This is a genomic window from Arenibacter hampyeongensis (assembly GCF_002909255.1).
GTDB lineage: Bacteria > Bacteroidota > Bacteroidia > Flavobacteriales > Flavobacteriaceae > Arenibacter > Arenibacter hampyeongensis.
The window spans coordinates 197,946-214,071 of the sequence record NZ_PIOB01000005.1; the positions used below are offsets into that span (position 1 = coordinate 197,946).

Genomic DNA, 16,126 nt, shown 5'->3' on the forward strand with positions numbered 1-16,126 from the left:
AGAAGTTCTAATTAAGAAAAATAAATTATTTTAGTAAAGAACAAATCCTATAGGGTAACAAGAAATGAGTTTTTTAAGTGAATGATAAACAAGATATACAGGAATGAAGATTAATACAATATGCATAATTGATGATGACCCTATTTTTGTTTTTGGATCTAAGATACTTTTAAGGAATAATAATTTTGCCTCCGATTTTCTTGTTTGCCAAAATGGGCAGGAAGCTCTTGATGTAATTACACCTCTAATTGAATCTGAAGAGGGGTTGCCCGAGCTTATATTCTTGGATTTGAACATGCCTATAATGGACGGATGGGAGTTTTTGGACGAGTTTGCCAAATTACCCTTGGAAAAGAACATTAGGCTATATATTTTGAGTTCTTCCGTAGATTCTAGAGATATAGAGCGTGCCAAAAAATATGGAACTGTAAATGGTTTTATTGTCAAGCCCTTGACAGATGCTAAAATTAAGGAATTGGCCCAAGAAATTGATGGATAGAGTTCCTTCTTCCATCTGATATCTAGTTTTGATACACTATTCAAGGTATGCACGTTGTGTTTGTCGTTGACTTGGCTTTGGAACGGCATTTGTTAATTCATTAATATTCTCCAAATAAATAGAGTATTGTTCGGATAGCCTGTTTTTTGCCAAATATATATTAATCCATTAGTATTTTAATTGCCCCTGCATTATTTTAGTGGCCTTTTCAAGTTTAAAGAATACAAACTACTTTAATTAATGAGATTACTTTTTTGTTTTTTCCTTTTTCTTTCCTTTACCGTAATATCATGTAAACCATCCTTTGATGAACCTAGGATATCACTGGAGGATTACAGGGTTGAAGAAGGTTTTGAGTTGGAAATGGTGGCGTCCGAACCTCTTTTGACGGCACCGGTCGCTATAGATTTTGATTCTAAGGGCCGGATTTGGGTAGCTGAAATGGCCGGATTTATGGTCAATTTGGACGGCGATGGGGAAGACTTGCCAAGTGGATCTATTAAAATTCTCGAGGATCTTGACCAAGACGGAGTTATGGATCACGCCAAAATCTTTTTGGATAGTTTGGTGATGCCTAGAGCATTGGCACTGGTTTACGGTGGACTTTTGTATGCCGAATCGCCCAACCTATGGTTTGTTGAAATTGAGAATGATAAGCCTGAGAATAGGGTGCTGGTAGATTCACTTTATGCCACTGTGGGTAATCCGGAACATCAGCCCAATGGCTTAATGATGAATTTGGATAACTGGATCTACAATGCTAAATCCAATTTCAGGTATCAGCGTAAGAATGGGGTGTGGATAAAAGAACCTACTACCCAGAGAGGGCAATGGGGTATTTCCCATGATAATTTTGGAAGACTTTATTACAATAATAATTCCACTCAGTTGTTGGGAGATCATATATTACCAAATAGATTGGTCCGGAATAAGTATTTTGTTCCCAAAAAGGGAGTCGATGTGGCCTTGACCAAAGATCAACGTGTTTATCCACTTCATGCAGCCTCTGTAAACCGTGGATATGAAGAGGGGGTTTTGAACCAAGATAGTCTATTGGTAAATGTTACTGCTGCCTGTGGCCCATTGGTATATAGGGGAGGAATGTTTCCCGTTGGTTACGATCAAAATGTTTTTGTTTGCGTTCCAGAGGTCAATTTGATCAAAAGGAACATTCTGTCTTTTTATGGAGATCGGATTGAAGCCAAACAGGCGTGGCAGGGAAAGGAGTTTTTGGCTTCCACGGATGAAGGGTTCCGTCCGGTAAATCTAGCTAACGGACCCGATGGAAATATGTATGTTGTAGATATGCACCGCGGTGTAATACAACATTATGCATTTTTGAGCCCTTATTTGAAAAAAATATCAGCCCAGAAAAAATTGGACACTATATTGGATTATGGTAGGATTTTAAGGGTTCGAAGCAAAGACAAGCCAGCCAGGAGCATTCCTGATCTTGAGACTTTTTCAGGATCCCAGTTGGTTGAATCATTGAAGGATACCAACGGGTGGGTACGAGATCGTGCCCAACAATATTTGATACATAAAAATAATAGGGAAACCCTGCCAGAATTAAAGGAATTGGCTTTGGACAATAATAGTCCTTTGGCACAATTGCACGCACTCTATGTGTTAAAGGGACTAAATGCCCTATCTTTCGATTTCTTAATAGACATGATTCAAAATGCAGGTCCTGAGGCATCATCACATGCTATTGTCCTATTGGAGGATTTCGCTTCTGAAATTAATGTACCCAGAGCTAAGATACTTTTCAGTGAGGCGATGAATAGAAATGAGCCTATGCTTGATCTGTACCTTTCGTCAACATTGGGGATTTGGGCCAAATACGATCAGGAAGTATTTTTTCCTTTAATTTATAATTTGTCGAGTAAATACAGTGATAAGAAAATATATCAGGAAGCCATTGTCAGTGGATCGGAAGATGTTATAAACTCCCTTGATTCCCAACTTGGACAATTTGAAAGCCTTAAGAATTCTGACTTCGCCAGTCTAACAACTGAAAGTATGGAACGTAAGGTAAACGACAAGCCAAATTATATTTATTCTTCAAAAATTGCAAGGGCGGATTCCAGGACCAATGGGGCTATTCTGTTCCGACAAATATGTGCCTCCTGTCATTCGTCTAGCGGTGAGGGTATCCAAGGCTTGGCACCACCACTCTTGGGCTCCGAGTATATTTCCACCCATTTGGAACAATTGGGGCTTATTATTCTTCATGGCTTAAAAGGTCCTCTGACAATAAAAGGGGAATTGTATGATGAGAACCATCAAATGCCAGGCCTTAAGTACAATAAGAATCTTTCCGATAAGGATATCTCCGATATAATATCTTATGTGACCAATGCATTTTCTGTTAACCCCAAGGGTTTAAAACCTGAAAAAATAAAGGAACTTCGGGAGATCAAGTCAAAAGACGGGATGGAGTATACGGAAGAGGAATTGCATAAGCATATTGGAAAATAACCTTAGATAGTAGAAGGGCATTCAATGATAAAGTTCGTAGATTAAGAATTATATTAAATCAGGTACAAGGATGAAGACTTTTATAAATGATGATTTTCTATTGCAAAGCGACTTTGCAAAAACTTTATATCACAATTATGCAAGGGAGCTGCCGATAATCGACTACCACAATCATCTTCCTCCCCAAGAAATTGAAGAGAACCGGGTTTTTAAAAATATAAGTCAGGCCTGGCTGGCCGGTGATCATTATAAATGGCGTGCCATGCGCGCTTTTGGGATAAATGAGCATTATATAACTGGAGATGCCACAGACAAGGAAAAGTTTATTAAATGGGCGGAAACAGTACCGTACACGGTAAGAAATCCTTTGTACCATTGGACGCATCTTGAATTGCAACGTTATTTTGGGATTCAAGAGTTGTTGGGACCGGATAATGCAGAGGAAATTTACGATAGGGCATCGGCCATGTTACAACAACCTTCACATAACACCATAGCGCTTTTGAAGCAGCAAAAAGTGGAGTCATTGTGTACCACGGACGAGTCCGTGGATACCCTACAATTTCATAAAAGCATAAAGCAAAAAGGAATAACTCCAAAAGTTTTTCCAACCTTCCGTCCAGATAAGACATTTGCCATAGAACAGGGTGGGTCATATGTTGCCTATATGGAGAAATTAGGGGAAGCATCCAATATCAACATTACATCTTTTAATGATTTATTGGCTACTCTGGAAAATAGGATCAACTACTTCCATGAGCAGGGCGGTAGGCTGGCTGACCATGGTTTGGAGCAATTGTATTATTTCAAGGAAGGCACCTATGATGCTGAAAGCCTATTTAAAAAAGTTTTGGATGGTAAGTCGCTAACTGTGGAAGAAATACAATATTTTAAGTCCCAGGTATTGCTGTTTTTAGGAAGGTGCTATCATAAAAAAGGATGGGTGCAACAATTTCATATAGGAGCCATCCGCGATAATAACAAAAGGTTGTTGTCCAAATTAGGACCGGATACCGGGTTCGATTCTATTGGGGATTTTTCCCAGGCACGTGCATTGAGCGGTTTCTTAAATGAGTTGGACGGAACAGATCAATTGGCCAAAACGATAATCTACAATCTTAACCCCTCCGATAATGAAGTTATAGCTACAATGGTGGGTAACTTCAATGACGGCAGTGTACGTGGAAAGGTACAGTTTGGTTCAGGATGGTGGTTTTTAGATCAGAAGGACGGAATGGAAAAACAAATGAATGTACTTTCCAATATGGGGCTTTTAAGTTGTTTTGTGGGAATGTTGACCGATTCCAGGAGCTTTTTGTCTTTTCCTAGACATGAATACTTCAGAAGGATCTTATGTAACTTGATAGGAAATGATGTTGTAAATGGCGAGTTGCCGGCAGATGAAAAATTGTTGGGAAAGATTGTATCGGACATTTCCTATTACAACGCCAAAAACTTTTTCGATTTTAACAAATAGGACTTTTTAAAGTGGCTATTTAAGTCCATCACTTACTTATGGCAAGGAATAAAAAATGCGCATCTTTTTTTATGATGCGCATTTTTTACTGATGTTATTGAATTGATAAGGGGTCGGGTCAAGGTCTTCCAATAGGGCTATCGTCACATTTAAGATCGCCAACCACGTATTGCATACCATCTAAAAAGAACTGCAGCAATTCCGGATTGTCCATGCTCTGTGCGTTATGTGAAGGGGAGCTATAAAACACCCTGCCTTTGCCATGTCGTTTTATCCACGACACGTAGATAGTGTTGTCCGTGACTTCTTTTTTAACACCTTCCAGTTTATCTGCCTCAATGTACAATAGAGGTCTAAAATTATAATCCGAATAGGCATTGTTAAAGAAATAGGGTTCATCCGCGTGGGTAAATCCCTTCCCTTTAAAGGCCTGCACCATGGGATGATTGGGGCTGACCTCTTTAAGGTGCATTTCCTGTTGTTTTGGATGGTAGTCAAAGCTACCTCCTACCATCTTGCTGAATTCCTTGGAGTTGTTCTGAACCGTGATCGCCCCATGCATGATCATTAGACCTCCGCCTTTGGCCACATAAGCCATAAGATTTTTTTCATATTCGGCCGCCATTTTGGCAATGGTATTATCATCCAAGCTACTGTTCTTTTTTAGTAGGTCCCAGAACAAGTCCCGTTTAGGTCCGGCCGGATTGGAATTGTTTAAAATTATGGCATCGTATTGTTTTAGATTTTTTTTATTAAAACTATCTATGTCATGGGCAATGGTCACTTCAAATGCTCCCGATTTCCTCGCTAGGATTTTCAGCATTTCGTCGTTGTGTGGAATGGTCCAATGGTAGAATCCGGTATGCTGCGAAAAAACCAATATTTTTTTGGTTTCTGCCTCAACTCTTGGTGCGGAAGGAGCAAGCGATTCAATTTTGGCCAGCCATTGTTCGGTTATGGGAAATTCTTCGAGTCCTTGGGCGAAAATTGTTCCAACAAAAAGAAATGTCATTAGGGTGTAAACTGTTTTGTTCATCGTAAGTAATTATTTAAGTGTAGATTCTCTTTTTATTAAGTTATGTCTTAGGGTGATGGAATTTGCCGAATGGAGGTCGATACTTCCGTTCAACTGGCTAATGACACTTTGACCCGCCAAAACACCCATTTCGTAACCGGGGTAATTTATGGTGGTTAAAGTGGGAGTGATCAATTCGGAAATGGGGTCATTGTTAAAACCGACTATTTTTATGTCTTGGGGAATTTTATAATTCTCTTTTTTAAGTGCTTTCATGATATGGGCCGCAAAGTTATCGCTGGCTACGAAAAGTCCATCTATTGGTTTTTTAATATTCACAATGTGCTGTGTTACAGATTCCACATCATCAGGATTAAGATTGGTTTCCAAGAAATGGGTTTTGTTAAAATCCAATTGATGCTTCTCTAGAGCGTCCTTAAATCCCTGTAACCGCTCCGAGTATACATTACGTTTTAAGTTTCCTCCTATATAGAGAAGGTTTTTGCAACCTTGGGCTATTAGATGTTCGGTAGCTTCAAGCCCGGCCAATCTGTTGTCGATTATTAGATTGGAACAATTGGTTAGATCCTGCACCCTATCTATAAAGATTAGAGGTATTTTGTTTCTAATGTAATTAGCAAAATGATCAAAGTTGGAAGTGTCATATGCCAAGGACACCAAAAGGGCATCTACCCCGCTATCGTATAGGGTCTTGGCATTTATTATTTCCTTTTCAGTGGATTCCAAGGATTGACTTATAATTAAATTATAGCCTGCTTCGTTGGCTATTTTTTCAATACCAGCCAAAAGAGTGGACATGAAATTGGAATTTAGTTTTGGGACAATAACTCCTATAGTATTGGACTTTTGTTTGCTTAGGTTTACCGCAAATTTATTGGTTTTGTAGCCGAGTTCATTGGCCTTGGAAATTACGCGATCCTTGGTTTTTTGGCTTATGGATTGATGGTCGTTTAGACTCCTACTTACGGTTCCGGCAGAAACCCCTAGTGTTTTTGCTAAATCGTAAATTGTTATTCTCTTGTCCATATAAATATTGTTGCACAAACTCTGCAACAATATTACAAATAAAATTTAATTATCAAAGTGTATTTTGAGGTGAGTGATGAATAATGCGAATTTATTGGGATATCACGACAAATATTTAACAAAAATGATTTTTTTAGTTAAAAATTACCAACTTAACAACGCAATCGGTTGCGTAATAAAATGCAATTATTTAGATTTGTCCAGAATGTGATCATGATCTGGTTTTCCATTCGTGACAAAAATTCATTAACTAACCAACTTTAAACATTTATGTATGAGAAATTTATTTAAAAATGTGAGGTGCAGAGTGTTATTACTGCTTACACTTCTCTGTACACTATTTTCAATGAACGCTTATGGGCAAGATGGTTTTGGCGTTTCGGGCACCGTAGTAGATGAGTTTGGTGTTCCACTACCTGGAGCATCCATTATTGAAAAAGGAACAACCAATGGGGTGGTTTCGGATTTTGATGGAAATTTTAGTTTTGAGGTGGCCAGCCAAAATGCCACATTGACTATTAGTTATATTGGTTTTGAAGAGCAGCAAATACCAATTAATGGCAATGCTCTAATTGATGTTACTATGCAATCTACTGCATCTACCCTGGATGAGGTGGTATTGGTGGGTTATGGCGCAGTGAAAAAGAAGGATTTAACCGGGGCTATTTCACAAGTTGATGCGGCCGCACTTTCCGACCAATCTACCAACTCGGTGACCGATGTGTTGAGAGGGAATGTGGCTGGCCTTAGCATTGGGCTTTCTGCCTCTCCTAAAGGTACCAGTCAAATCCGAATCCGAGGGAATAACAGTCTTAGTGCAGGTTCAAGTCCATTGATAGTAGTGGACGGAATGATCTATAATGGGGACCTTTCGGATATTGCTCCCTCGGATATTGATAAGCTGGATGTAATGAAAGATGCCAGTTCTGCCGCCGTTTATGGAGCAAGGGGGGCAAGTGGTGTTATTTTGGTGACCACAAAAAGAGGAACCAGTGATAAGCCTACCATTAATATCAATACTAGTGTGGGAATGGCATCTGATGCCTATAAGGAGCGGCCATACGACGCACAAGGGTATGTAAACTGGAGAACTGAAGTATTCAAAAGTATCAATCCACAGAATACTATAGATAATCCGGGAAGATATAATGACCCCAATAACTTGCCATCTGGGGTAAGCTTGGATCAATGGTTGGCCTATGATGGATCTGCTGGTGACCCCACTAGGGCCTGGTTGAACAGAATAGGGTTTCAGGACGTAGAAATAGAAAATTATTTAGCTGGGAACAGTATCAATTGGTACGATAGGATAATGCAGAAAGGTTTTCGAAATGATATCAATACCAGTATCTCCGGACGAAATGGTGGATTGAATTATTATTGGTCCATTGGTAGAACCTCTAATGAGGGTATAATCAACGGTGAAAAATTTGAGGCATTGCGATCACGATTAAATTTGGATGCCAAGATTACCGATTGGCTGACTGTTGGGATGAATACTCAATTTGCAAAACGTAATGAAGGTTTTATAGCCGCAGACCGCGGTCAGATAGAAAGATCTTCACCCTGGGGTTCTGAATTTGATGATGATGGTAATATACGCCTAAGTCCTCAGGACGATAACGGCGCGGGTGCTGTTAACGCATTTTTGGCTCAGAAGTTTAATGATCGTATAGACTTGGACCATACCTTTAATTCTAGAGTGTATGCCAAATTAAAATTGCCATTGGGTTTCTCCTATGAAGTAGGGTATACCAATCGTTTGGAATTTCAAGAATATTACAATCATTCATCTGCAGCTAGCCCACAAAATGTAGTGGGTTCTGCTGAAAGACAGGTGACCAAGATTAATGAATGGCAGTTGGATAATATTTTGCGATGGGACAAAACTATAGATAAGCACTCCTTTAATTTAATGTTTTTGGTGTATGGGGAAAAGTATCAAAGCTATTTAACCCGTGCTAGGGCCAATACATTTGAACCTAGTGATGCCTTGGGCTATAGTGCATTGGAATTGGGTACTGTGCAAACAGTGGACAGTGAGGATGAAACAAGTACGGGCGATGCAGTTATGACGCGATTGAATTATAATTATGACTCCCGCTACCTTTTAACCATGACTATGCGTAGGGATGGTTACTCTGCCTTTGGAACCAACAATAAAAGAGCATATTTTCCTTCCATAGCAGGTGCTTGGACCATTTCCAATGAATCTTTTTTTAATTCGGAATTTGTTAATTTCCTAAAACTTAGATTGTCTTATGGGGAAAACGGGAATCGGGATATTGGTAGGTTTACCGCGCTATCAAGGCTTGGTGCCAATAAATATTTAAACGTTGATGCCGGGGGCAATGTTATTACTGTTCCTACATTCGACAATGGAACCCAGGAAAATACGGAACTGAGATGGGAGCGTACCAAAGCTACCAATTTAGGGTTGGATTTTAGTTTGGCCAACGGAGTGGTTGAAGGTTCTATTGAGGCTTACCAAAATATTACTAACGATCTAATTGTTACCAGGGAGTTGCCAAATATTATCGGTTTCAACAATGTAACTACCAATTTGGGGGAAATAGAGAACAAAGGTTTGGAATTCACATTGGCTACCCAAAATTATAATAGGGAGAATTTTCAATGGAATACCAGTTTTAACTTCTCTTTGAATCGAAATGAGATTAGGAAATTATATGGAGACCTTGATGAAAATGGAAAGGAATTGGATGACATAACCAATCAACGTTTCATAGGACAGGCCACTGACGTTATTTGGGGCCAGGAAGCCATAGGTATCTGGCAGACCAATGAAGCGGCCCAGGCTGCTGAGTATGGCGTTTTTCCAGGTGATTGGAAAATAAATGATGTGGATAACAGTGGGGATTTTACCGTGGATGATAATGTTTTTCAGGGACATAGATCACCACGCTTCAGTTGGGCTATGTCCAATAGATTCACGATGCTAAAGAATTTTGATTTTTCCTTTGAGGTTTATTCAAATTGGGGTCAAAAAAGGGTGTTTAATGAGGCGAAAAACAGAAACGGTTTTATAGATAGGACCAACTCCATCCAAACCCCATTCTGGACACCGGATAATCCAATTAACGATTATGCAAGATTGTTTTCAAGCGATGGTAGTTCCAATTTTGCCATTTGGAGAGATGCTTCATTTATTCGTTTAAGCAATATTACCATTGCTTATAGATTTCCAAAACCCCTTCTTGAAAAATTGTCTTTGCAGAGTCTTAGGTTATATGCCAACGCTAGAAATGTTGCGGTTTATGCACCTCATTGGGATTTTTACGATCCAGAGCCAACCAACATAGACGGAAGAAATTCCAATGGAAGTACAGATCCAAGTTTGCCTACACCTAGGTTTTTCACCTTTGGAATTGATTTAAGTCTTTAATAAAAAAATAATAACGATGAGAAATATTATATACAACTATAGAAAAGCCTTTTTAAGCTTTACCCTAATTGTGGCCTTGGCCTTCACGGGCTGTGAGGAAGAATTCTTGGATGCAGATCCACAATCGTTCTTTACTCCTAGTAATGCCTTAAATACACCGGAAGGATTAAATAGCCTTTTGTCACAGGCTATGAGGAATTTGAGGGCAGAGTTTTATGGGGATGGAGCGCCTATGATTACAGAGAATATCTTTTCTGAGGTTTCAGTAGAAGGAACAACGGATAAATCAGGACCTGCCCAGGATTTAAATCTATTGATTTTACCCGATGCAAACCTAAATAGTGCCAACTTTAATAGAATAGGCTGGTTTTGGGAAGAATTTTATAAAGGAATTAAATATGCCAATACCGTCATAGGAAGATTGGATGACGCAGAGTTTGAAAGTGATGCGCAAAAAAATGATATTTTGGGACGTGCCTTGTTTCATAGAGCTTACAGGTATTATAGGTTGACCCAGCAGTTTGGGGATGTCCCTTTAATATTGGAAGAGATTACCTCGGCACGCTTGGATTTTGTTACTACAGCCAGGGAGACCATCCTTAGAAAAGTTCAGGAAGACCTTAATTTGGCGGTTCCCATGGTGAATGTCGTGGCAAACAATGGCGATATAAATAGAGATGCGTTGTTGCATTTATTGACAAAAGTTAATCTTGCCTTGGGCGATTTTGATGAAGCTATAGCTTCCTCTTCCCAAATAATCAATGGGAGTACGCATTCCCTTACCACGGATAGGTTTGGGATTGATGCCGGCAACGCGGCCAAGGATGTTACCTGGGATTTACATCGTGTGGAAAACAAAAGTATTCCTGGCAATACTGAGGGGATACTGGTCGTAATAGATAGGTTGGGTTATGAGGACAATGGTGACTATGCAGGTGGTACCAGCATTCAAAGACAAGCAGTGCCCCTTTGGTGGCGCTTTATCAATACTCCGGATGGCCAGAATGGAATGTCCGATGCCCCTGGAATAGATATTGATCAAGTTACGGCAATAGGTAGGGGTATTGGTAGAAATAGGGGCACACATTACAGTACCAAGGAGATTTGGAAAGATGCAAATAATGACCAACGTCATAAGCTGGGTAACTGGTACGATATGGAAGATTTAGTGTACAATGCACCTAGTCTACAAAGTTCTGGAAACTCCTATTATGGAAAGAATTTGGAGCTTTATTTACCCAATGGTACTCCACTTTGTTCAGATACTATAAGAAATTGGTATGGTTTTCCACATTACAAATTTTTTGTTCCAGATCCATTAAATGTGAAGCCTTCAGGCGGTCATGGCGATTGGTATGTGTATAGGGTTGCTGAAACTTATTTGTTAAGGGCCGAGGCTTACTTCTGGAAAGGGAATTTAGGTGCTGCGGCAGAGGATATCAATGTTGTGAGAAGAAGGGCGGAGGCAGATGAAATTACGGCTGCCGATGTGGATATCGCTTATATCTTGGATGAGCGTGCAAGGGAATTGTATTATGAGGAAGGAAGAAAAACCGAGCTAACACGTATGGCCTATATTTTTGCTAAGACGGGTAAAGCAGCATACAATGGTAAGACCTATAGTTTGGATAATTTTTCAACCGATAATTTTTGGTATGACCGAATAATGGAAGTTACCGACTTTTACAATAAGGGTGTGAAAACTATTCACGGTGATGAATATACCATGAGCCCTTATCATGTGTTATGGCCAATTCCTGCTTCGGCAATTAATGCCAATACACAAGGGGTAATAAACCAAAACGAAGGATATCCCGGAGCGGAAAATAATATTCCACCCCTGACCACTATCCCTGAATAATAATAGAAGAATTGAGTTAATTAGTTTTTTGTAAATTCCATCCTTTAAACCTATTTAAATGAAGTATGTATTTCTTGGTTATGTTGTAATGTTCTTACTGTCTTGTAATCACAAAGAAGCATATAAGTTTAAAATAGCCGAGAAGGATGGAATTACTCAAGCCTCTCCAATTTCATTAAAAGTTGATTCTTTAGGGTTGGGAGATGTTGACGGCCAAAGTAATTTGGTATTGATGAATAATGGCAAACAGATCCCTTTTCAAATTGATAATGGTCTGAAAAGGCTATGGTTTGTTCATACGCCTAACAATAACGGTTCTTATGAAATAGTAAAGCAAGAGGTGAAAGCCAGTAGTTCGGAAGGAGTCAAAACGGATAAAAGTAATGGAAACCTTCAATTGTCAATAGGTTCCATTCCATTGCTGACCTATAGATATGGAATGACATATCCTCCAGAAGGTGTGGATTCCATCTTTCGAAAATCCGGATACCTCCATCCTTTGCTTTCTCCCTCGGGAGATACCCTTAGTCGAATTCAACCTCCAGACCATTACCATCATTATGGCATATGGGGGCCGTGGACACACACACAGATTGAAGGGGAACGGGTCGACTTTTGGAATTTGGTGGAGCGACAAGGGACGGTGCTTTTTAAGGATTTTAACGATATTTATTCTGGGGCCTTATATGGAGGTTTCAATGCCCGTCAAGAGCATATTAACTTAAAAGCTTCCAAGGATAATCAAGTAGCCCTGAACGAAGATTTGGATGTTAAGGTGTGGGACTTGGGTCGGCCAGATAGGTACATGGTAGATTATACTTCCAATTTTACCTCACCTTTGGAAAACGGTATTCTTTTTGAAGCCTATCGCTATGGGGGAGGTTTGGGAATGCGTTTTACGGAACGCTGGCATAAGGATAATTGTTCCGTGCTTACTTCGGAAGGCAACGATCGCCTCACCGCTGATGGCACCAACGCCCGCTGGTGTATGGTAACCGGGGAATCTGCAGATGGCAAGGGGACCAATGGTGTTTTGTTTTTAAGTTACCCTGAAAACAGGGCCCACCCAGAACCAATGCGTATATGGCCCATTGATGGAAATGGTGGCAGGGGGGATATGTTTTTCGAATTTTGCCCAATACGTCACGAGGAATGGAAAATTGAGCCTAATAAAGACTATCGTCTAAAATATAGGATGGTGGTTTTTGATGGCAAACTTACGGCTGAGGAAGCGGAATCGTATTGGAAGAGTTTTGCGCAGATGCCCGGAATTGTTAATAATTAAATTTGGGGACAGGGGAATTTGCCATTGTTTTCAATCAAATAATTTGTGAATTAAATTAAAATCAAAAAAAGATGCAAAGACGAAAATTCATTAATAACTCATTATTGACCACTGCGGCCGTAGTTGGATTTCCAACTATAGTTCCAGCAAGTGTATTTGGAAAGAACGCACCTAGCAATAAGATTAATATTGGGCAAATTGGTTGTGGACGTATTGCCCGCGACCATGATATTCATGATACCATCAGGTTCGACCAATCCCGTTATGTTGCCGTGTGCGATCTGGATTCCAATAGGGCTGCAGATGCCAAGGTTTTGGTGGATAAATTCTATAAAGAGAAAACGGGGAAGGATAAATACATGGATACCAAAATCTACGATGACTATCGCGAAATGTTACTCAATAAGGACATTGATGCCGTGGTTATAAGTACACCTGACCACTGGCATTCCCAGCCGGCAATGGAGGCAGCATTGGCAGGCAAGGATATATACCTTCAAAAACCTACATCGCTTACCATAAGGGAAGGTCAACAGTTGCGTGATGCCGTTCAGAAAACAGGCGTTATACTTCAAGTTGGAACACAGCAAAGGGCCATGCCCCAATTTAGAGTGGCGGCAGAGCTGGTCAGAAATGGTCGTATTGGTAAAATACATACCGTAAAGATCGGACTTCCAGGAGATCCAGCTGGGCCTGAAGCACCTGCTATGCCAATACCTGGTAATTTGAATTATGATATGTGGTTAGGATCTACTCCAGAGGTTCCATATACAGAGATTGGCGTGCACCCACAAACTGGTTACGGTAGACCGGGATGGCTTAGACTAAGAAGTTATGGGGCTGGTATGATTACAGGTTGGGGACAGCACCATTATGATTCTGCCGCATGGGGAATGGATACCGAATTAACTGGGCCGAAATCTGTAGAAGCCTTGGCGGAGTTTCCAAAATCGGGACTGTGGAACGTACATGGCGATTTCTTTGTAAAACACGAATATGACAACGGAATTACGGTCTACACCAGTGGCGGTTATACCAACGGAATACGTTATGAGGGTACGGAAGGATGGATCTTTGTGTCCCGTGGGGCTTATCAGGCTTCTGCTTCAGATCCAGTAGATCAGGAAAAGAGTAGTAAGGCCCTAAATGCTTCAGATCCCAAAATATTGGAATCGGTAATTGGCGAAAATGAGACCCATTTGGAGAAGATCGATGATCAGCACGGGAACTGGTTGGACTGCATCAAGACAAGAAAAGCCCCAATTTCGCCTATTGAGAAAGGGCATAAGGCTTGTGTAACTTGTTTGATAAGTGATATAGCCATGCAGTTTGATAGAAAATTGGAGTGGGACAACGAGAAGGAGATGTTTATTAATGATAATGAGGCAAATGCCATGCTGCATAGGGAACAGAGAAAGCCTTACGGCACGGACCATGTAAAAGTTTAAGAAACATATTGTATATTGAATGACGTAAAAATAATCCCTCCTTTGGTCAAAATAACTTGAACTAAGGAGGGGTTTGTCATTATTCACTAAAAAAATCCAATAGATGAAGTATAGTATATCCACTCTCATTTTAGTATTGTTCCTAGGTTGTGGTCAAAAAAAAGAAGAGGTGAAAGTAACTGCCGATAGTGCTCCTGACAAGGTAAGATTAATGACCTTGGACCCTGGGCATTTTCATGCGGCCTTGGTTCAAAAAACAATGTATAAGGCCGTTGACTCCACTATTTATGTTTTTGCACCCCAAGGGCCGGAGGTAAGTGATTTTTTAAGTAAAATTGAATCCTACAATTCCCGGTCCGAATCCCCCACCCAATGGAAGATTAATAATTATTTTGGGGATGATTATTTAGAAAAAATGATTGCCCAAAAACCTGGTAACGTCATGGTGGTGGCCGGTAAAAACTCCAAAAAGATAGATTATATTATGGCAGCGGTAAAAGCTGGGTTAAACGTTTATGCGGACAAGCCACTGGTGATTAACCCTGAAGGATTCCAGAAATTGGAAGAGGCTTTCAAAATTGCTGAAGACAATGGGGTCATGATTTATGATATTATGACCGAGCGTTTTGAAGTTACTACCGGAATGCAAAGGCAGTTTTCCATGTTGCCAGAGGTCTTTGGCCAAGTGCTGGAAGGTAATCCTGAGGAACCGGCAATAATTAAGGAAAGTGTACACCATTTTTTTAAGTATGTTTCTGGCCAGCCATTGGTAAGGCCGGCATGGTTTTTTGACGTAAATGAAGAGGGTGAGGGGATAGTAGATGTAACTACCCACTTGGTGGATTTGGTGCAATGGGAACTTTTTCCGGATCAGATTATTGACCGAACGGACATAGAAATGGTCAAGGCAAAGCGTTGGCCGACAGTTTTGACTTTGGAGGAATTTACTAGGGTTACAGGACTGGACAGTTTTCCCGACTATCTTAAAAAGGATATGGATGGCGATAAACTTAAGGTGTACTGCAATGGGGAAATGCTTTATAAAATTAAGGGGAAGTACGCCAAGGTGTCCGTGATTTGGAATTATGAAGCCCCTGAAGGCACCGGGGATACCCATTATAGCATTATGAGGGGGACTAAAAGTGATCTTATTATTAAACAAGGTAAGGAGGAAAATTTTAAGCCCACCTTGTATATCAGATCCAAGGGAGGGGAAAATTTTGATAATCTTATTTCCAATGCGCTTGCGCAGACTATAAGCACTAAATTTCCAGGAACGAAAGCTGAAAAGGAGTCAGAAAATATGTGGAAAATTAATATTCCCGATGAATTTAAAATTGGTCATGAGGCACATTTTGGCCAAGTAACCCAAAATTACTTGCGTTATCTGGAAGAAGGTAAATTGCCAAACTGGGAGATACCCAATATGATTACCAAATATTACACCACCATTGAAGGCTATAAGATGGCCAAAAAATAATGCGAAAGTATGTTTATTTACATTTTGTAAAAGGAATTATGGAAACTGGTTAAACTATGTAAACCTTTGCATTTATTACTTTCGGGGAGATCTTATTTAATTTACCCTTAATTGCTCCCTTATATTATCT

10 protein-coding genes are annotated in these 16,126 nt (G+C 40.0%); 8 read left to right on the forward strand and 2 right to left on the reverse strand.

Annotated elements, in window-relative coordinates; translation table 11 throughout:
* Nucleotides 1-103: 103 nt before the first annotated feature.
* The 3 genes from CWD91_RS14000 to uxaC all read left to right on the forward strand — a co-directional run bounded on the left by CWD91_RS14000 (nt 104) and on the right by uxaC (nt 4,457).
* Entirely contained in the window at nt 104-499 is a 396-nt protein-coding gene (locus tag CWD91_RS14000; RefSeq protein ID WP_103441581.1) for a response regulator, read from the forward strand.
* Nucleotides 500-739: 240 nt separating this feature from the next.
* Complete coding sequence (locus CWD91_RS14005; RefSeq protein WP_103441582.1) at nt 740-2,980, forward strand: DUF7133 domain-containing protein; 2,241 nt, start codon at nt 740-742, stop codon at nt 2,978-2,980.
* A gap of 70 nt (nt 2,981-3,050) precedes the next feature.
* Entirely contained in the window at nt 3,051-4,457 is a 1,407-nt protein-coding gene (gene uxaC / locus CWD91_RS14010) for a glucuronate isomerase (RefSeq protein WP_103441583.1), read from the forward strand.
* 118 nt (nt 4,458-4,575) lie between these two features.
* On the opposite strand, the gene CWD91_RS14015 is transcribed toward uxaC, so the two are convergent.
* Both CWD91_RS14015 and CWD91_RS14020 read right to left on the reverse strand, forming a co-directional pair.
* Nucleotides 4,576-5,493 (reverse strand): ThuA domain-containing protein, encoded by a 918-nt coding sequence (locus CWD91_RS14015; RefSeq protein WP_103441584.1) that lies wholly within the window; start codon nt 5,491-5,493, stop codon nt 4,576-4,578.
* A gap of 9 nt (nt 5,494-5,502) precedes the next feature.
* Entirely contained in the window at nt 5,503-6,519 is a 1,017-nt protein-coding gene (locus CWD91_RS14020; protein ID WP_103441585.1) for a LacI family DNA-binding transcriptional regulator, read from the reverse strand.
* A gap of 274 nt (nt 6,520-6,793) precedes the next feature.
* On the opposite strand from CWD91_RS14020, the gene CWD91_RS14025 reads away from it, so the two are divergent.
* The 5 genes from CWD91_RS14025 (at nt 6,794) to CWD91_RS14045 (ending at nt 15,996) form a co-directional block, all read left to right on the forward strand.
* A complete protein-coding gene (locus CWD91_RS14025; protein ID WP_103441586.1) occupies nt 6,794-9,922 on the forward strand; it encodes a SusC/RagA family TonB-linked outer membrane protein in 3,129 nt (1,042 codons plus the stop codon).
* Between the two features lie 16 nt (nt 9,923-9,938).
* Nucleotides 9,939-11,783: a RagB/SusD family nutrient uptake outer membrane protein gene (locus CWD91_RS14030; RefSeq protein WP_103441587.1), complete on the forward strand. Its 1,845-nt coding sequence runs from the start codon at nt 9,939-9,941 to the stop codon at nt 11,781-11,783.
* A gap of 58 nt (nt 11,784-11,841) precedes the next feature.
* Nucleotides 11,842-13,068: a DUF6807 domain-containing protein gene (locus tag CWD91_RS14035; protein ID WP_103441588.1), complete on the forward strand. Its 1,227-nt coding sequence runs from the start codon at nt 11,842-11,844 to the stop codon at nt 13,066-13,068.
* 71 nt (nt 13,069-13,139) lie between these two features.
* A complete protein-coding gene (locus CWD91_RS14040) occupies nt 13,140-14,516 on the forward strand; it encodes a Gfo/Idh/MocA family protein (RefSeq protein ID WP_103441589.1) in 1,377 nt (458 codons plus the stop codon).
* A gap of 103 nt (nt 14,517-14,619) precedes the next feature.
* Nucleotides 14,620-15,996 carry a putative oxidoreductase C-terminal domain-containing protein gene (locus CWD91_RS14045; protein ID WP_103441590.1) on the forward strand — a complete coding sequence of 459 codons (1,377 nt, stop codon included), beginning with the start codon at nt 14,620-14,622 and terminating at the stop codon, nt 15,994-15,996.
* The last annotated feature ends 130 nt before the right edge of the window (nt 15,997-16,126 follow it).